Annotated in this window: 17 protein-coding genes and 1 pseudogene; 15 read left to right on the top strand and 3 right to left on the bottom strand. The window is 63.2% G+C overall.

Going from position 1 to position 17,519, the window contains the following annotated elements:
* From DBR23_RS29505 to DBR23_RS03660, 13 genes and pseudogenes are all read left to right on the top strand, one after another.
* Nucleotides 1-488 (top strand): annotated as a pseudogene (locus DBR23_RS29505) (hypothetical protein); the annotation flags it as partial.
* Between the two features lie 57 nt (nt 489-545).
* Nucleotides 546-1,838 (top strand): DUF4043 family protein, encoded by a 1,293-nt coding sequence (locus tag DBR23_RS03605; protein WP_108497349.1) that lies wholly within the window; start codon nt 546-548, stop codon nt 1,836-1,838.
* Nucleotides 1,839-1,917: 79 nt separating this feature from the next.
* Nucleotides 1,918-2,397 carry a hypothetical protein gene (locus tag DBR23_RS03610; RefSeq protein ID WP_108497350.1) on the top strand — a complete coding sequence of 160 codons (480 nt, stop codon included), beginning with the start codon at nt 1,918-1,920 and terminating at the stop codon, nt 2,395-2,397.
* Nucleotides 2,398-2,470: 73 nt separating this feature from the next.
* On the top strand, nt 2,471-2,935 hold the full coding sequence (locus DBR23_RS03615; protein ID WP_108497351.1) for a hypothetical protein: 465 nt from the start codon (nt 2,471-2,473) through the stop codon (nt 2,933-2,935).
* 5 nt (nt 2,936-2,940) lie between these two features.
* Nucleotides 2,941-3,612 (top strand): DUF6682 family protein, encoded by a 672-nt coding sequence (locus tag DBR23_RS03620; RefSeq protein ID WP_108497352.1) that lies wholly within the window; start codon nt 2,941-2,943, stop codon nt 3,610-3,612.
* Between the two features lie 8 nt (nt 3,613-3,620).
* The gene (locus tag DBR23_RS03625; protein ID WP_108497353.1) at nt 3,621-4,772 is read left to right on the top strand and encodes a hypothetical protein; all 1,152 of its coding nucleotides are present in this window, start codon (nt 3,621-3,623) and stop codon (nt 4,770-4,772) included.
* Nucleotides 4,769-5,191 carry a hypothetical protein gene (locus tag DBR23_RS03630; RefSeq protein WP_108497354.1) on the top strand — a complete coding sequence of 141 codons (423 nt, stop codon included), beginning with the start codon at nt 4,769-4,771 and terminating at the stop codon, nt 5,189-5,191. Before DBR23_RS03625 ends, DBR23_RS03630 begins: the two co-directional genes overlap by 4 nt.
* Before the next feature lie 6 nt (nt 5,192-5,197).
* The gene (locus tag DBR23_RS03635) at nt 5,198-8,170 is read left to right on the top strand and encodes a hypothetical protein (RefSeq protein WP_108497355.1); all 2,973 of its coding nucleotides are present in this window, start codon (nt 5,198-5,200) and stop codon (nt 8,168-8,170) included.
* A gap of 23 nt (nt 8,171-8,193) precedes the next feature.
* Nucleotides 8,194-8,634, top strand: a complete 441-nt coding sequence (locus DBR23_RS03640; protein ID WP_108497356.1) for a hypothetical protein — start codon at nt 8,194-8,196, stop codon at nt 8,632-8,634.
* Nucleotides 8,635-8,643: 9 nt separating this feature from the next.
* Nucleotides 8,644-9,138: a hypothetical protein gene (locus tag DBR23_RS03645; RefSeq protein WP_158276419.1), complete on the top strand. Its 495-nt coding sequence runs from the start codon at nt 8,644-8,646 to the stop codon at nt 9,136-9,138.
* A complete protein-coding gene (locus DBR23_RS03650; RefSeq protein WP_108497358.1) occupies nt 9,135-11,075 on the top strand; it encodes a hypothetical protein in 1,941 nt (646 codons plus the stop codon). Before DBR23_RS03645 ends, DBR23_RS03650 begins: the two co-directional genes overlap by 4 nt.
* Nucleotides 11,072-12,082, top strand: a complete 1,011-nt coding sequence (locus DBR23_RS03655; RefSeq protein ID WP_108497359.1) for a hypothetical protein — start codon at nt 11,072-11,074, stop codon at nt 12,080-12,082. The genes DBR23_RS03650 and DBR23_RS03655 overlap by 4 nt, the downstream gene beginning before the upstream one ends.
* Nucleotides 12,083-12,263: 181 nt before the next feature.
* Nucleotides 12,264-14,510: a hypothetical protein gene (locus DBR23_RS03660; RefSeq protein ID WP_146191220.1), complete on the top strand. Its 2,247-nt coding sequence runs from the start codon at nt 12,264-12,266 to the stop codon at nt 14,508-14,510.
* Here DBR23_RS03660 and DBR23_RS29170 read toward each other — a convergent pair.
* Nucleotides 14,507-14,872 (bottom strand): hypothetical protein, encoded by a 366-nt coding sequence (locus tag DBR23_RS29170; protein WP_146191221.1) that lies wholly within the window; start codon nt 14,870-14,872, stop codon nt 14,507-14,509. The two genes, DBR23_RS03660 and DBR23_RS29170, sit on opposite strands and share 4 nt — an antisense overlap.
* 54 nt (nt 14,873-14,926) lie before the next feature.
* Nucleotides 14,927-15,436 carry an Arc family DNA-binding protein gene (locus DBR23_RS03665; RefSeq protein ID WP_108497361.1) on the bottom strand — a complete coding sequence of 170 codons (510 nt, stop codon included), beginning with the start codon at nt 15,434-15,436 and terminating at the stop codon, nt 14,927-14,929.
* Between the two features lie 105 nt (nt 15,437-15,541).
* On the opposite strand from DBR23_RS03665, the gene DBR23_RS03670 reads away from it, so the two are divergent.
* Nucleotides 15,542-15,721: an Arc family DNA-binding protein gene (locus DBR23_RS03670; protein WP_108497362.1), complete on the top strand. Its 180-nt coding sequence runs from the start codon at nt 15,542-15,544 to the stop codon at nt 15,719-15,721.
* 73 nt (nt 15,722-15,794) lie between these two features.
* Nucleotides 15,795-16,892, top strand: coding sequence for a phage antirepressor N-terminal domain-containing protein (locus DBR23_RS03675; protein WP_108497363.1), 1,098 nt, complete (start codon nt 15,795-15,797; stop codon nt 16,890-16,892).
* Nucleotides 16,893-17,075: 183 nt separating this feature from the next.
* On the opposite strand, the gene DBR23_RS03680 is transcribed toward DBR23_RS03675, so the two are convergent.
* Nucleotides 17,076-17,519 (bottom strand): type II toxin-antitoxin system YafO family toxin (locus DBR23_RS03680; RefSeq protein WP_369882079.1); only part of this gene is annotated, 444 nt, incomplete at its 5' end.

Genomic DNA, 17,519 nt, shown 5'->3' on the forward strand with positions numbered 1-17,519 from the left:
CCGCCTTGCGCCAGGAGCTGGCACCGATCAAGGAGCAGCACCAGGTGAGCGAGGTGGAGAAGCACTACGGTGCCATTTACAGCGCACACCCTGATGCTGATTCGGTGGCTGAAAGCCAGGAGCTGGAGAACTGGCTTGCCAGTAAGCCCAGCTTCGCTCAGACCGCCTACCGCGCCGTTCTGGACCCTGAATCCAAGAGCACCGCGCAGCAGGTGATCGAGTTGTTCGACACGTTCAAGAAGGAAACCGGGGCAACTCAGGCAGCCGCAGCGCCCGCGCCCAGCGTGGACCCCAAGGCCGCCGCCAAGGCAGCGATTGCAGCCGCGCAGCCCGCTGTGCCTACCAGCCTCTCGGACTTTCCGGGCGGCCGTGCAGGTGCAACGAGCCGCATGGATGCACTCGATGCCTTGTCACCCGCAGACCTCGCGGAGGCGCTGGAGGCCATGCCTCAAGCCCAGCGGGATCTTTATTTGAGTCGTCAGATGTGAATCTGACATGGGTAACGCCGGGATGGCGTGGCCCCAGTCCCATCGAAGGAGGTCCACATGACCAACAAGACCCAAATGGGCTATGGCGATCCGATTGCCATGGTTCAACAGGCCGCTGGCTTGTTCGCTGCGCACAACACGCGCAACTCGCAGATGTCCCGCCTCACGGGCCCCATGCCCAAGGGCACCTCTGGCGCTGCCGCCACTCTGCGCAAGCAGACCACGCAGCACATGCCCATCGTTCGTGCCCAAGACCTTGGCAAGGGCCGTGGCGATGAGGTGACTTTCCACCTGCTGAACCCTGTGGGCGCAAAGCCCATCATGGGCAGCAAGTACGCGGAAGGCCGTGGCGTTGGCATGAAGCTGTCCGAGGACAAGCTGCGCGTCAACCAGGCCCGTTTCCCCGTGGACCTGGGCGACGTGATGACCACGATCCGCAGCCCTCACGACTTCCGCCAGCTGGGCCGCCCTGTGGCGCAGGCGCTGATGGACAAGTACGTGGACCAGACGCTGCATGTGCACATGGCTGGCGCCCGTGGCTTCCACAACAACATCGAATGGGTGGTCCCCACCACGGCAGATCCTGATTTCGCTGAAATCATGGTCAACGACGTGAAGGCGCCGACCAAAAACCGCCATTTCATCGCTGATGGCGGCAATGGCGTCAAGCCCTTCAATGTGGCCGCTGGCGAGGTGGATCTCGCCACCACGGACCTGTTCAAGATGGACACCGTGGACGGCATCCGCACCTACATGGAGCAGATCGCACTGCCACCACCCCCGGTGATTTTCGAGGGCGACAAGGCTGCCACGGACTCGCCCTTGCGCGTGCTGCTGGTCAGCCCAGCCCAGTACAGTGGTTTTGCCACCGATCCGAACTTCCGCTCGCTGCAGGCTTCGGCCATGGCGCGCGCCAGCCAGGCCAACGGGCATCCCCTGTTCCTGGGTGAGGCAGGTCTGTGGAACGGCATCTTGATCGTGAAGATGCACAAGCCCATCCGCTTCTATGCGGGTGACACCATCAAGTATTGCGCCGACTACGAAACCGAAGTCGAAAGCTCCTGCATCGTGCCAGCCAGCTTCGGCACCACGTTTGCCGTGGACCGCGCGATCCTGCTGGGCGGCCAGGCGGTAGCCGAGGCCATGGCTGCGCACAAGGACAGCTCGTTGCCGTTCTTCTGGAGCGAAAAGGAGCTGGACCACGGCGACAAGGTGGAGCTGCTGCTGGGCGCCATCCGTGGCGTGTCCAAGATCCGCTACGAGGTGGACCACGGCAACGGCAAGCAAATCACCGACTACGGCGCCACGGTGATCGACACCGCTGTGCCAATCATCGGCGCACGCAACTGATGAGCAGGGCCGGGTAACACCGGCCCGCTTGCCATCAGCACCGTTTCGACCCTCCCGGTAACCCTTTCAGGAGCCCATCATGGCCACCATCAAGATCAACCAGTTTCGCGCCCGCCAATTCGGCGGTGTCTCGCCTTTCGGCAACTTCACGACCCTTCCTTTCAAGCTGGAAACGACCTCCACTGGCGCTGCTGCCAACGCCAATTCGACTGCCGCCATCGCTTCGGGCGACAAGGTAGTGCTGGGCGTTCTGCCAGCCGGCATGAACCTGCAGGACTATCTGGCAACTGTGTCCACGGCCTTTACTGCCGCCGTCACTGCCAACATCGGCTTCGAGTACACGGACGGCGTGGACGATGCCAATGTCCCTCAGAACGCTTCGTACTTTGGCGCAGCAGTGGCACTCAACACGGCGGGTGTGTACCGCAAGGTCACCACCACAGCTCCCGTGACGCTGCCCAAAGAAGCGAATTTGATCCTCACGACCGGTGGCGCCGCAAACGCCAAGGCTGCGCGCGTGGATCTGTTCGTCATGGGTGAGCTGACTGGCGCGCCATAAGCGCCAAGCAGCCAGGTGAAAGGTCCGATCTCAAATCGGACCTTTCTTCCATCCGCCCAACGAGGACAACACCATGACCAGCACCACCACCGTGGCCGTTCAGTACATCGGCCGCCGCCCGAGCTTCAGGGACCACCTGTACGGCACCGGCCTGACTTTCGAGCAAGGCCAGGCGCGCGAGCTTCCGTTTGATCTGGCGCGCAAGTTCCTGCGCCATGAAGACCAGTTCGGGAAGGCCCCGGACAAGGAGCCAGAAACCAAGGGCAAGGCAAAGACCGACACCACAAAGCCTGTGGACGATAAAGACCCGGACGGCACCAAGGCGGCGCTGGAACTTGCGGCCAAGCAAAAAGACCAGATCGATGACAAAGAGCGCCAGCGCCAGGACTTGCTGGACACTGTGGCCCACATGCCCAAGGCTGGTTTGATCGAGTTCGCGCGCAACAACTACCGCCAGGAACTGGACAAGTCCCAGAAGGTTGATGCACTGCGTGACCAGGTGCGCGGCTTCATCGACCAATTTGGCATGGTGGGCTGATCGCCATGAACCTGGAGCAGCTGATCGAGCAGTTCCGCATCGACGCGGACGACCTGCAAACACCCCCACTCTGGGACGCGGAGTGGGTGGCAGCGTGGCTGACCGAGGCGCAGGCCGAGGCGGCCGTTCGTGGGCGCCTGCTGTTCGAGGCCGCTGACCCTGCAATCTGCGAGATCGCTGTGACGGCTGGTGTGGCCACCTATCCGCTGCACAAGTCGCTGTACGAGCTGGAGCACCTGCGTTTCAAGGCCACGGGCGCCACCACTTCGGACCGAGTGCACCTCAAAACCCGCGAAGAACTGGACCGCATACGGCCTGGCTGGCGCGACCGCACCGACAGCCGCCCGTGCTTTGCCATTCAGGACGACACCCGCATCACGCTGGTGGACCGCCCATCTGTTGCGGGCACCCTGTTTGTGGAAGGCTACCGGCTGCCATTGAAGGCCCTGGCCAACGACAACGACAAGCCCGAGATCAACGAGGCTCACCACCGCCACCTTGTGCACTGGGCGCTGCATCGTGCGTTCAGTAAGCCCGATGCCGATGCGCAGGACAAAACGCGGGCAGCCACGGAAGAAGCTGCATTCACCGCTTACTTTGGCCCGCGCCCAGATTCCGATCTGCGCCGATCGACGCGCCATGACGAGGTGCAGACGAACAAGTCGTTCATGGCCTGACGTGCACCATGGCAAAACCCTACCCAATCGGCACCAACCTGGGCCTGAACAACCGCCTGCCGGTCACGCGCATGGAGGTGTCGCTGGGCCGTGGGGTCACGGCTTGCTGGCTGCGGGTTGCCAAGGACATTGACCTCACGCAATCGGGCTTCATGCGCAGCCGCCCCGGCTTTGCGCTTTCCGTGGCTGGTGGCTGGCACTCGCTGTGGTCCGATGACAAGGACGCCTACGGGGTGTTCAATGGCGACTTGGTGCACATCGATCACCGCACCCTGGCCCGGACGGTTGCAGTCCCTGGCCTGGGCTCTGGCCGCGTGTCGTATTCGCGGTTGCCGGATGGCATGGTGTACTGGACCAACGGCACGCGCATTGGACGCCTGTCTGGTTCCGTGGCCCGCGAGCTGGTCACGCCTGCACCCAACCCTGTGCCCGTGGCATCCGCCACGGCTGGCGGCCTGCCCGCCGGGCGCTACCAAGTGTGCTTCACGGCCATCGGGCCTGATGGTGAGTCGGCCAGCACGGAGCCAGTGCAGATCAATCTGCCTACCGGCGGCGGCATTGCCTTCGCGGGACTTTCCGCCAACACCCTGGTGTACGCCACCGGCCCTGATGGCGAGGTGTTCAACGAGGTGCTGGGCGGCGACTACCTGAGCCTGGGCAATGACGGCGCGGTGTGCGACACCTTCATGCAGGACACCATGCCCGCAGGCCACACCCTGGCGCACTACAAGGGCTCTTTGCTGGTGGCCAGCGGCCGGTGGCTCTATGTCAGCGAGGCCTACCGCTATGGCCTGTTCAACGTGGGGCGCGGTTTCATCCCGTTCCCTGAGCCGATCAGCCTGGTTCAGCCCATGGACGACGGCGTGTATGTCTGCGCGGACAAAACCTACTGGTTGCCCGGCGACCCGCTCAACACAACGCCCGTGGTGTTGCTGCCCTACGGCGCGCTGCCTGGCTCTGCTGTCTTCGACAAGCGCAGGCAGACCGCGTACTGGCAGGGCGAGCAGGGCGCTGTGATCGCCAAGTCCGGCGGTGCGCTGGCCCTGCCGCAGGACGAAGCCCTGACCTTCAACCCCGCCAAATCCGGCTTTTCCTGGGTGCGCGAGCACCTGGGCGACAAGCACCTCATCACCTCACGCTTTGGAGTGACCCCACCATGACCATCCATTACCCAGCCGAAGGCCGCAATCACATCCTGGACGTGGTTCTCCACGGTGCTACCCAGGTGGCAGAGTGGCGTGTTGCCCCGTACGAGGGCGACTACACCCCCCAGGATGACGACACCGCCGCCAACATCGTGGCCCGCGCCACCGAAATCACTGCCTACTCGGAGGCCACGCGCCCTGCGTTCGTGGAGAGCGCCGCGAGCAACGGGGCATCCGACAACACGGGCAACTATGCCCAGTTCACCCTGACCGCAGAAAAGACCGTGCGCGCGTTCGCCATCGTTTCGAGCGCCGGCAAGGGTTCCACCACGGGCGTGCTGCTGGCCATCCAGAAGCTGAATGCACCCGTGACCTACCCAGCGGGCACCGTGGTTCGTGTTCCCGTGCTGCTGACGCTCTCCAATCCTGCTTGATGGCCCGTGGACTACGGCAAGTTCCCGCACCAGCGAGGCACGCCCAGCGGCCAGGGTGAGCGCCAGGCGCGGCACCTAGATACCCTGGGCACGCCTTCGCTGCACCGCGTGAACCCTGATGGTTCCGTATCGCGCAAGGTCAATGGGCGCCTGTACGTGGAACCTGCACCAGCTGAGCAGGCGCAGACAGGGCTGGCAGGCTATGAGTTCTGGGTGAACGAGGATTTCCGCCAGTACCCGGAGGGCCTGGGCTCTGCGGGCGAGCTGGGCGTGGCGCCCACCGATGCGGACGGCGTGGAGATCCCTGGCGAGCCGCCGGGCGATTACGCCAAGGGCAGCGCCGTGTTTCTGAGCATGGCGGGCAAGGCCTTGCCGCGCTACTCGACAACGTTGGTGCCTGAGCCCGGCCAGGTGCCCACCTGGAACGTAGTGCCCGCGCGCCGCGCCACCTCTGTGACACCTTCCAACGGCGCCAAGGCCGAGCCGGACTACTTCTATACCAAGTGGTCCTGGCAAGACCAGAAGATGGCCGAGCACTCCTGGTGGAAGGGCAACAAGGGCGACTGGCTGCTGACCTCTGCCATTGGGTTCAACTACGGGCTGGCCACCAACGCGCCGCAGCGCGGGCCGGGCACCACGGCTTACTCCTTCCGCAGCAACTACCTGCTCAAGCTGGGCGCCGACCGCCAGAACGACCCGGTGATGGGCGATGCGGGTTTCGACATCAAGACATGCGCCTACAAGGCCAACGGCGTGCAGGTGGGCGCCAGCCGCCAGCAGGGCGAGAAAGTCTGGTATCGCCGCGCGGCCGTGCAGACGGTGACGCTGCCCAGCGGTGCACGCCGGGACTATGTGATCCAGTCAGACACCCATGGCCGTTTCACGGTGTGGCCCCTGGGCGAGTACCAGAACACCGCCAAGTATGCGGAGCTGTACGCGGCCAACCCCATTGCCTACGCCGACCTTCCGCCCAGCGTGGCCCGGGTGTTCCTTCCTCCGTACCCGGCCTGGGTGACGGTGCCCGATACCGCGCAGGACGTAGAGACCCAGCACTGGACCTGGCAATTCAACAAGACAGGCACCCGCTGCGCGACCGTCGCGCACCAGAAGGTGGAGGCCTGGGTGTGGGTCTGGACCAAGACCAACGCGGGCGATCCCTTCGGCCCGTATTACCTGGTGGGCGGCAAGCCGCTGATGCCGGATGCCCATTTCAACAACCTCTACACCACGCAGAACGCGGGCAATGGCTACCAGCGCTCCGCGCCCGGCCGTGAGGCCAATGGTGCTTTTCGCCCGGACCCGGACGGCGACGGCTGGGCCTACCGCCGCGTGCGCGAGTACCGGCTGCCGCGGCGCTTTGGCGAGCAGACCTTTGCCCGTGCGTACCTGATCGACGGCGTGCTGGTGGGGTGTTCGCAGGAGGCGGGTTTCAATCCCGTCGTGGGCGGCAGCACCAAGGACTGGAAGGCGGTGCCCAACCCGGAAAACTACGAGCCCGCATTCACCTACCTGCCGGGCCTCCTGGAGCTGGGCATTACGGTGACGGCGACCAGCGAGAGCGACCCCTACGCCTTCGATGTGACGTTTAATGTGCTCCAAAGCGAGTTCTACGACGCCACCAGCGAGCGCCCCAAGCGATACTTTGTGGACGCCGCCTACTACGTGGCCACGCCCCGCACCAAGGAGCAGGACGCGGTGGACGGCCTCGCGGACGATGACCTGGTGGTGGCCGAAGTGGAGGTGTATTTCATACCGGGGCAGGGCGTGACGGACGAGGGGCCTGGGTTCCCCACGGATCCTGTGGGCGGTAACACCTGGCGTTACCTGACGGCGGGCGTGCAGTTCGCCCAGGGCGGCCGGCATCTTCGCGGGATCGTGGGGCCGCCAGGCTTTGCGAGCGGGCGGCGATACCACGACCACATTGACGAGCCCTACCTGGAAAGCGCGCTGACCGGGCAGTTCCGGGCCGATGGCGTCCATGCGTACTACATGGTGCGCAACCAGCGAACGCAGGCCATGGTGCAGCGCCTGTGCCTGGTGCACAACGAGCGGTGGGAGTTTGACGGCCTGGACGTGCTCACAGAGTTCTTCTACGCGGGCCCGGACACAGCCCGCGCGTTTGAGCAGGCGAACGGCGAAACCGTGGGTTACCCCGGGCGGGTGTTCATGCCCCTATCGACCACCACCACAGCACCGCAATTTGAAATCGGGCTGGCCCGCGCCAAGTACCTGAGCGAGAACCACATGCCGGCCACCTTTGTGACGCACATCGACGTGGCCGACCTGCGGTTTTTGAACTTCATCACCCGCACCTATCAGCGCAACAGGGCCACCGCATCCAGCTATGAGCGGCTGGTGGTGGACGATCCCAGCCCGCACCTGGAGTGGAACGCCACGCGCGCAAGCCGCCGGTTTGGCAGCCAGGTGTATCCCAACCACCACCTGCGTATCCGTGGCCAGGCGGTGCGCTCCATCCTGTACCAGCCTGACATTCCAGAGTTCGGGCCCGACCCGGCCGCGACCATGGCGCCGCCGGCGGATGCGGTACGCCTGCCCAGCATTCCGCGCGGGGTGGCGCCCTGCGGCAACGAGGGCGCCACCCTGGCCATGCAGCAGGAGTTCGCCGCGCGCTTCATCACCCCCAGTCTGCTGCCCGGCAACAGCATCCCGGCCCATCCGGGAGGTCACTGGGCGGCGTGCATCAACCGCACGCAGGGCGAGATCCTGTTTGAGGGCCCGGAGGAAGTGCCCACCGCCACGGGCGAGCTGATCTCCCCCCTGTCGGGTTCGACAGAGGGTGCCCTGAACTGGTTTGATGCCATCCATGTGCACGGCAAGCAGGACACCACGCACAAAGCGGTGTTCAACGCAGCCTTTGGACAGGACCGCGACTACGGCTATTGGAGTGACCCGGACGGCGCCGACGACGAAGAAGAGTTCGGCGGCTTCATGGCTGGTGCGCTCTGGGTCAAGAACTGAATCACCACCGAAAGGAAACCACCATGACCTACAAAGTCTCCACCGGCCTGCGCAATCAGATGCTGGTCACGGGCTCTCTGCGCGCCGCCCTGGCGAGCGGCAAGATCCGCATCTTTTCTGGCTCCGAGCCTGCCAGCGCCGATGCCGCCGAAACGGGCACGCTGCTGTGCGTGATCGACAAGGACGGCGCTGGTGCCGGGTTCAGCATGGACACAACGGCCGTGGACGGCATCGTGGCCAAGGTAGTGTCGGACGTGCTCAAGGGCACCAACCTTGCCACCGGCACGGCGGGCTACTACCGCCATGTGGGCTCTGCTGACACGGGCGGTGTGTCCACCACCGAGCCGCGCATTCAGGGCCGTGTGAGCACCAGCGGCGCGGAAATGAACCTGGGCAGCACATCGCTGGTGTCCGGCATCGAGCAGCCGCTGGACGAGTACAGCATCAACCTGCCCACGTTCTAAGCCATGGGCGTGCTGGCGGTCATCTACACGAGTCGCGCAGAGACTCCCGAGTGGGACGGCGTGAGCGCGCCGCCGACCACGGGGAATGTGCGCGTCTACAAGGTTTTTGACGACGGCAGCATCGCTTTCCATGGTGCGGGCACCTACGTGACCCGCGTGGACACGCCGCCCTACATCAACAACTATGGGTTCACCGGCGTCTCCAACCCGCCATTCAGCGACCCGACCATCACGCCGTCGTCGTCTGCGGTGGATCGAGGGGAAGGAGACCCAGCCTGCTACCTGTCGGCTGGCGATGATCCCTATGAATACGACGTGTACGCATCCGAGCAGGACTACATCGACCTGCTGCCGCCGTTGTTCTCGGTGACGATCCCTGTGGATGGGTGGGACGGCATCCCGATTGTTTCGGGCTTCCGGTTTCACGCTGCGCTGCCGATGCTGGCGACCGCACCCGTGGAAGCCTTCTGGACGGGCCTGGTGGGCACGAAGGAACGACTGTGACAAACCAGCTCAAGAAGTCCACCGGCATCACGGTGTTGCCTGAGCGCGCAGCCCAGGCGGCGATTCCGTACCGCCCAGCCCGCGCGGCCTACACGGCGACGGAAACGAAGGTGGTTTGCCGTCTGGTCACCCGCCAAGTGGGCGGCACACAGCCATCCCTCACGCGAACCGTTGTCATTGACGACAGCGGCAAGGCCGTGGTTCGCTTTGTGCAGCTGCCCGGAACACCTGGGGTGAGCACCACGACGCGGGTCTGCGCGCCAGAAACCACCACAGTCTTCTACCCTGCGCAGCCCGAGCAGAAGGCCCAGCCCGCCGTGTCCTATCGGCCGCGCACCGTGGTCGAAGAGTTCGGCCTGGGCTGGAACGCGGGCGCGCGATCCATCGCGGAGCTGGTGGGGAATGGTGCTGCCACCTTCCAAGTGCCCGCCGCCGTGGGCGCCGTGGTGGGATTCAACGACGTGGACGAGGACGCCGGATACCTCAACATTGAGCATGGTCTGTACTTCCGCCGCCAGACCTTCCAAGTGATGGAGCTAGGCACGGCCAAGACGGCAGAGGCCGTTTTTTCCGGTGGTGACACGTTCAAGATCGAACGCATTGGCGGGCGCGTTCGGTACTACAAGAACGATGCGCTGATCTACACCAGCGACCTGCCCAGCACGGGCACAGTGTTCCTCGATGCCTCGCTTTACTCTGGTGGTGACACCATTGACGCCCCGGCGCTGATGTCCACCTTCGGCGGGTTTTCAGCGGCATCCATGCTGCCTCTGGATGGGTTCGCTTCGGAAACAGAGTGGAACTATTCACGCGGTCGCATGCATGCCCTGACCGGCACGGCCAGCGCCAAACGTGCGCGATCGCACAACGCGATGCGGGCTCTGACCGGCCTTGCGGTGCATGGCACGTATGGCGAGGCCCGCGCATCCATGCGTCCCCTGGGCGGCCAGGCCAGTGCCGGCATGCTCACTCCAGCCTATGGTCTGAGCGCGGGGCAGATGATGCCCCTGTATGGCTACGCCCACGGCCCCGAAGCACGCTATGGGTTCTCCGGCGCAGTGATGGTGCCCATGACTGGCATGGCTGTGGAGGGGAAGTACGGCGAATCCCACGGGATGATGGCCCCGATGCAGGGCTACGCTTCGGGCTATCCCAAGCCCCTGAATGCGGTACTGGGCGGTGCAATCACCCACTTCGCGGTGGTCACACTCGCCACCGCGCCCATGCAGGGTGTGCTGTCGGGCAGTTTCACCGGCGCTGTATCGGCTGCAGTGCTGCCCAGCAGTGCACTGTCGGGCGTGCTGGGTGGCGCGTTCTCTCCCTTCGCGCAGGTTACGCTGGCTGCAGCTCCCATGCGTGGCGTGCTCTCTGGCGAGATCGACTATGCGGCCGAGGTAGTGCTGGCCGTGGCGCCGCTGCTGGCCTTACTGGGCGGCGAGTTGGGAGCGCTTTCGAACCTGACCGAGGTGTTCGTCATGAACATCACCGCAGATGATCCTGGCGGGACCACGCAGTACGAGAACTACCCGTTCAACAGCGTGGCCAAGATCGGCGGGCGCTACTACGGTGCGACCGACGAAGGCCTGTACTTACTGGAGGGCGAGGACGACGCTGGCGAGCCCATCGTGTCGGTGTTTGGCCTGGGCCAGATGAATTTCGGCAATCCGCAGGTCAAGACCGTGACCCATTGCTACCTGGGCGCGGCAGCCGGCGCAATGCGGCTGGAGGTGGATGCGCTGGTGCGCGGCGCGCCGGCCAGCTATTCCTACCAAGCCCGGGTGTATGGCAGCACCATGCGCGAAATGCGCTTCGACCTGGGCAAGGGCATGCAGAGCACCTACCTGACGCCCACTTTCTACAACGACAGCGGCATGCCCTTCGAGGTGGATGCCGTGCGCTTTCTCATTGCCGAATCGGCCCGGAGGATCGGAACATGACCGATATTGTGACCATTCCCAGCGGGGTGACAGGTCCAGCCCTGCAGACCACGCAGATCATCAACGCGAAGTGGAACAACGCCCAGGAGTGGTTTGAGCGGGCGTTTGCTTTCGGTGATGGCATCAAGGGCGATGTGGGCACCGCCGCGCAGATCCCGCTGCCTTCCCTGAGTACAGCGCTGGAGCAGATTGCTCCCCCCGATGGCTTGCAGTTTGACGACCCGGACAGCGCATTCGCATTCTTCGACACCAAGAACGCGGAGCTTTCCGCGCTGGTGGAAGACGCCTTCAACAAGATGGTGGGCATCGCCTTCCCCGATATGACCCTGCTGGCAGATGCCATGCGGTGGTGCAAGCGGGCGATCAACGAGGGAGGCACGGGCATCAATCCGGCGGTGGAAACGGCGCTCTGGGAGCGTGGGCGTGCGCGCGTCCTGAAACAGGCTGCCCGGGATACCGCCGGCGTGACCGAAAAGTACGCCCGCGCGGGCTGGCCGCTGCCGCCCGGCGCCATGCTGAACGACATTGCCATGATCCGTCAGGACAGCCGGGACAAGCTGGCCGAGCAGAGCCGCGACATCGCCATCAAGAGCTTTGACACCGAGGTGGAGAACGTGCGCTTTGCCATCACCACGGCAGGCAACCTTTTCACACAGGCGCTGCAGGCAGTGAGCGACTATGTGCGCACGGTAATGTTCGCGCCCCAGACCGCTGCGCAGCTGGCCACCTCACTGAGCGGGCTCAAGAACGACGCGGCGCGCACGCTGGTGTCGCTTTACCAGGCGCAGAGCGCTGCCCTGGAGCCATTTCTGCGGCTGGAAATCACCGATGCGGAGCTGAAAGAGCGTGCCAACGAGGCCAATCTGCGCGCCAAGATCGAGACCGCCCAGATGCGGGCTCAGGCAGCTCTGGCGAATCTTTCGATGGTTGGAAATGCAGCCGCCGCAAGCCTGAACGGGATCGGTGCGAGTGTTGCCAACACTCTGGGCAAGACCGAATCAGCGTAACAACTCCCCCCTGTCCGGCTTGTCTGGCCACCAGCCAGCCAGAAGAATCACTACAACCCGACTCAAAGGATGCGCCATGTACGGCTTCCAACCAAAATCCGCACGGAACAAGACCGTGCCCCAGCTCGCTGATGGCGGATCTGTCCCGTTTGGATCGCGCGGTGTCGCAGCAGTGCGCGACATGATCCCAAAAATGCAGGCCATGGGGTTTCAGCCAGCTCAACCACCCGCCGCACCAACCGACACATCCAATGCCGCACGCCTGCGCGCCATGATCCCCCAAATGGAGGCCATGGGCTACAAGCAGCAGCCGCAGTACCTAGCCGATGGCGGCATGGTCCACTCTCTCACCGGCATGCTTGGATTTCGCCCCAAGACCCGCGAGGAACTGCTGGCCGCTGACGCCAAGGCACAGGCACGCAACCAGGAGGCTGCTGCCCGCGTTGCATCCCGGCCTGCACCCGCGCCCGCAGCACCAGCACCGCAGGCGGCAATCAGCGACTACTCCGGCATGAATGCCATGCAGCGCCGTGAAAAGGAGCAGGGCCTGAAAGAGGGTGGCACGGTGAAACCGTTTGGTTTCAAGCCTGGCGGCCTGATCCGCGGGCCAGGCACTGGGACCAGCGATTCCATCGAAACCGAAAAGCGCCCCGGCACCTTCATCATGCCGGCCGACAGCACCCAGGCCATTGGCCCCGAGGCGCTGGAGGAACTGGGCGAGCCCGAGGAAATGGGTGAAGAAGCCGAAGGCATGGAAGGGCAGGGCGGCGAGGCGGGTGACGCCGTACCCGTGCGCCTGAGCAATGGTGAATTTGAGCTGCCGCCCGAGCAAGTGCAGGCGCTGGGTGAGGCTGTGCTGACAGTGATGCGCGATGCGACCCACAAAGCAACTGGCGGTGGCGGCAAGACGCGCACGGCTGCTGGTTTTGTGCCGTCCCAGTCTTTCGCAGATGGCGGTGCCGTGCAGGACGAGGAAAAGAAGCGCCTGGCCAACCAAACGGCCATGTACGTGCAGGGCGCCCAGGCGCAGGCAGCCAGCCGACCAGCTGCTCCCACGGCAGCACCGACGCCAGCGCCAGCAAACGCAGCGCCCAAGACTGCTGGGTTCATGCCCAGCACCCGCGCGGTTTTCAATGAGTCTGGCAAAGCCATTGGCGACCTTGCAAGCCAGGGCCGCTATGGTGCTGCAGCTGGTGAAACAGCACGCGCTGCGTTGGCTTATGGCCCCGCAGTGGTTGACGATGTAGTGGGTGGTGCATGGCGCGCGGCAGCACCTGCAGTCGCTGATGCCGGGAAGCAGTTTCTGGGCATTGGGGAATCCGCGTCCGCTACTGCGCCGCCGACTGCAACACAGCCAGCGAGTTCTACCGCCAGCACCACGCCGGCTACAGCTCCGGCTCCAACTCAGTCTGCAGCCTCACCGGCATTGCCTGCAACTGAGCGTTCACCTGTGGGTGACACCGTGGTGTTCGCCAATGGGCGTAGCACCAGCAATGTCACACGCGATGGCAACAGCTATGCGGGGACCAATGTGGCGGGAGACATCAGCATCAATGGCCAGGAACCAGGCGGCGGAATAGTCTCGGCGCCGAGTGGCGTAGGTCGAGTAGCGGCTGGCTTCGTACCGCGTGGCTCTACTTCCGCACCATCGACCCAGGTGGCGGCGCCCACTGTGCGCAATTCGACCAACGATTGGGCTGCGCGCAATAACTTGCGCAACCTTCAGGTGTCGGCAAGCTCAATCACCAACACCCCCGAATGGAGCCGAGGCGCCACTACCAATCTGCGGGGACAACTGGTGCGCGGACAAGCCGATCAAGATGGCAATGTGGCTGCTTACCAAGCAGCATTGCGAAATGATCAGGCTCTGCAGCAAGCCCAGACTGGCGTAGACCAAGCGGCAATGCGTGAAAGCGGCGCCAACCAGCGAGCTGCGGTGCAGGACGCCGGCGCTACCGAGCGCGCTGCAATGCAGGAACAAGGGGCCACAACTCGTGAAGCTGGCCGCACTGCTGTTGCCCAGGGGGACCTCGCTCTGCGTCGCACTGCGCAAGGGTTCCAGACCCGGGCCGCAGCCCAGCAGGAGGCTTTGCGCAACGTGCTCTTGGACCCGAACGCCACCCCGGAACAGCGGAAGATTGCTCAACGCAGCTTGGCATCACTGAGCGGCAAGACGGCGGCCGACCGGATGCAGGTGGTCAACCTTCCCGATACTGTGACCGATCAGGGCGTGGTGGCCAAGGGTGGCCAGGCGCTGATTCGGACCCTGGAGGATGGGACGGTGGAGCAGGTGCCGATTGGGGGGAAGGCGGATCAGGGCGGCACAATTCAGCCGCTGCCGAAGAAAGAGCAACTGGTCAAAGGGCAGGTGTATCAGACGGCTCGCGGCCAAGCCCGTTGGGATGGGGCAATGTTCCAGCCCGTCTAGGGCTTGCTTCCGCCGACCGCTTCTTCGTAGGTGAATGCCTTTTTCTCCGACGATATTGGCGTAGCTGCAGGTTGGGGTGATGCAGGAGCCTGCTGAACGTTTGTTCGCTGCTCTTGAAGGAGCGCGACGCTCAGCCCAACAGCTACCAATGCGCCTGCGGCTACGGCTGCAGCAAGCGCTTGCCATGTTCCACGTTTGGGTTGTAGCCAGAGGAAGAGCAGGACGGCCACAAGAGCACCTGCGACACCAAATAATTTTGCAGCAATGAAGGTAGTCGCGGCAGTGGCAAAGACACGCCAGCCTGAGTACCAGTTTGTTGGCTTCGATGTGGCCGTTGCCGCTTGTTCTGTAGCCTGTTCCATTGGTGGCCCTCCTTCCCCAACTCTAGCAGTAAGCTTGGTTAAGTCAGGGGTGACTTAGGGCTTCGTGCGGCGCTGCCACGGCCCGGGCAGGTCGGGGACCTTGTTTGCCGCCTGGTCAGCGTCTGCACGGGCGGACTCGATTTCTTCATCCAGCTCCGACAGCTCACCAATCGTTTCTGCAAGTCCGGCCGCGAGTTCGTCCAAGTGGTGTGCGCAGTTTTTCCCGTACATGGTCTCGCGCCAAGAGTTTACCGTCCAAAGCTCGTCCTGGAGAAGCTGAAGCTTTTCTGATTCAACGGCCAACGCCCGACGCTCGGCGTGGATCGCTAGCTGGGCGTAGATGTCCAGTGGCGGCGGATCGTCGCCGTGATCGACGGTTGCGTAATTGGAGATCGGCCTGTCTTTGCCCTTGTCAAAGCTGGCTTGCAGGCGGGAAATGATCTCCGCATTCATGGTCCGGCCATTTTTCTCGGCTGCCTCTTTGATGACCGCGCGCATCCCCTCCGGGAATCGGAGCATGAATTTATCGGACTCGCGCCCTGTCGAGGAGGTTTCAGTGGCCATGTGCGAAGCATAGCGTTGCTATGGCAATAAAAAAACTTGCATATAAAGTCACGGTGACATACATTTGCCCCAAGGAAGTCACGGTGACTTTCTGAAAGGAGCGAAATGGCCACCAACCAAACCCAAGCTGAATGGCAAAAAACTGCGTTGCGATTGCCCCGCGACTTGCACCAACAGGTTCATGAGGCAGCCAAATCAAACGACCGAAGTTTCAACGGTCAGATCGTCGCCTTCTTGAAGGAGTGCGTGCGAGGAGCTGCGCAAGATGTCAGCAAGGTGCACTGAAAAAGGAAACGCCCCAGGAGGTGAGAGTCCTGAGGCGTCGAGTGAAGCAAACCCCTATCAGAAGGAAAGCAACATGATCGATTCTACGCAAGTCGCGCCCAGCCGCGCAATCACGGTGCCGTTTCACGGCGCGGACCTGTATGTGGTTGAGCACAACGGCAAGCCATTTACGCCTATGAAGCCCATCGTGGAGGGCATGGGCATTGACTGGAAAAGTCAGCATGCCAAGCTGGCTGCGAATGACGGTCGCTGGGGTATGGTGGAAATCGCCATACCTACCGCAGGCGGTATTCAGCTGATGGCCTGCATCGCTCTCCGCAAGCTGTTCGGCTGGCTGGCAGGCATCCATGTGGGGAAGATCAAGCCAGAAATTCGGCCGACTGTGCTCACATACCAAAACGAGTGCGACGACGTTCTCTGGCAATACTGGAATGATGGCATCGCCATCAACCCCCGCACCGCCTACTCGGTTCTTCCCGACCAGACCATCAGCGACAAGCAGGCCGAAACCCTGCGCCTGCTTCTGACAGAGAACGTGAAGAAGCTGCCGAAGGAGAAGCAGGGCGGTGCCATGGTCAAAGGCTGGAGCAAGCTCAAGGCGCACTTCAAGACAGACTACCGCCACATCCCCGCCGGGGAGTTCCATGAGGCGGTGAACATCCTGGCTCGGCATGTTTCGGAGTGGGAGCTGGTTGATGACACCCCGAAGGCTGGCACCGTGCAAGAGATCGTGGCTGACTGGGTGAAGAAGATCGAATCGCCCAACGGCTACCCGGCCATGTTGTTCGAGCCCATCGTGGAAGCCGTGCAGCGCAAGACCGGTCGCAATCAGCCCGCGCAGGCCGACGCAGCGCGCACAAAGGCCGCATTCGATGCAGCTTCGCAGGCCGCCGCATCCGTTCAAAGCGCCGTGTTCAACGCCGTGCTGTCGGGCAACGATGAATGGAAATACAGCCGCTGGGTGCTGGCCTTCATTGACGACAGCGCCAAGGGCACTCCCGCCTACGTGCGCCAACTGGAGCATGGCTCATTCACCACCACCTGGCCCCGCCTGGTGCGCGATGTGTCCAGTGGTGAGTGCATGTGCACCAGTGCAGAACTGATCGAAATGGCCACCGCCTGCATGCAGCGCCTGCAACAACGCCCCAACACGGCCCGTCTGGCTGCGTAGCTTCAACTAAAAAAATCAAAGCCCTCTTCGGAGGGTTTCTTTTTGTCTACTGCCCCAACTCACAGGCTTGGTGTCGAACCCTATTGAGGGGCGGAAGATCGCAGGGGCGTGACCGGTTGTTGTGCTGCCTGTTCCATGGGCGTCCTCCTGGCGGGGACTGTAGCAGGCAAGGGTGATGTGATGCTACGCCCTGATAGATCCGTCGAATATGAAATCAGATGCCACTTTTGCCATCTGCTTCATCAACTTCTCGTCCTCTGGACTTCGCATTTCCGCAATCTCATGAGCGCCTGGCTCGTCCAAGATGTAAATCAAGAGGTAGCCGTGAGTCTGATCTTGGGCATACACAAGCACCCGATCACTGGTTTTCTGCCACCCTTTCCGCCATCGGCGCTTCCACTCAGCCTGTTCATGGGGATCAACTCTGGGGGCAAGATGCACATGCCTCAACACGTTCACGCCCAGCACCTTTGGCCGTGAATACTCGCCATCTCGCCCAAAAGCATAAAACGCATACTCTCCGGCAGGTCCGCGAGCCTTCCATGCGGAGAACTCGTCCATGAAGACTTGGGGGTCTTCCCCGTTTTCCTCAATTTGGGCGCGAAAAGAGTCCGTGCATCTGGTCGC

The organism is Acidovorax sp. HMWF018 (genome assembly GCF_003061035.1).
In the GTDB taxonomy this organism is placed as follows: domain Bacteria; phylum Pseudomonadota; class Gammaproteobacteria; order Burkholderiales; family Burkholderiaceae_C; genus Acidovorax; species Acidovorax delafieldii.

Excerpts from the sequence above, each read along its gene's own strand:
- DBR23_RS03605 (WP_108497349.1), top strand. The coding sequence starts at position 546 with ATGACCAACAAGACCCAAATGGGCTATGGCGATCCGATTGCCATGGTT.
- DBR23_RS03610 (WP_108497350.1), top strand. The coding sequence starts at position 1,918 with ATGGCCACCATCAAGATCAACCAGTTTCGCGCCCGCCAATTCGGCGGT.
- DBR23_RS03615 (WP_108497351.1), top strand. The coding sequence starts at position 2,471 with ATGACCAGCACCACCACCGTGGCCGTTCAGTACATCGGCCGCCGCCCG.
- DBR23_RS03620 (WP_108497352.1), top strand. The coding sequence starts at position 2,941 with ATGAACCTGGAGCAGCTGATCGAGCAGTTCCGCATCGACGCGGACGAC.
- DBR23_RS03625 (WP_108497353.1), top strand. The coding sequence starts at position 3,621 with ATGGCAAAACCCTACCCAATCGGCACCAACCTGGGCCTGAACAACCGC.
- DBR23_RS03630 (WP_108497354.1), top strand. The coding sequence starts at position 4,769 with ATGACCATCCATTACCCAGCCGAAGGCCGCAATCACATCCTGGACGTG.
- DBR23_RS03640 (WP_108497356.1), top strand. The coding sequence starts at position 8,194 with ATGACCTACAAAGTCTCCACCGGCCTGCGCAATCAGATGCTGGTCACG.
- DBR23_RS03655 (WP_108497359.1), top strand. The coding sequence starts at position 11,072 with ATGACCGATATTGTGACCATTCCCAGCGGGGTGACAGGTCCAGCCCTG.
- DBR23_RS03660 (WP_146191220.1), top strand. The coding sequence starts at position 12,264 with ATGATCCCAAAAATGCAGGCCATGGGGTTTCAGCCAGCTCAACCACCC.
- DBR23_RS29170 (WP_146191221.1), bottom strand. The coding sequence starts at position 14,872 with ATGGAACAGGCTACAGAACAAGCGGCAACGGCCACATCGAAGCCAACA.
- DBR23_RS03665 (WP_108497361.1), bottom strand. The coding sequence starts at position 15,436 with ATGGCCACTGAAACCTCCTCGACAGGGCGCGAGTCCGATAAATTCATG.
- DBR23_RS03670 (WP_108497362.1), top strand. The coding sequence starts at position 15,542 with ATGGCCACCAACCAAACCCAAGCTGAATGGCAAAAAACTGCGTTGCGA.
- DBR23_RS03675 (WP_108497363.1), top strand. The coding sequence starts at position 15,795 with ATGATCGATTCTACGCAAGTCGCGCCCAGCCGCGCAATCACGGTGCCG.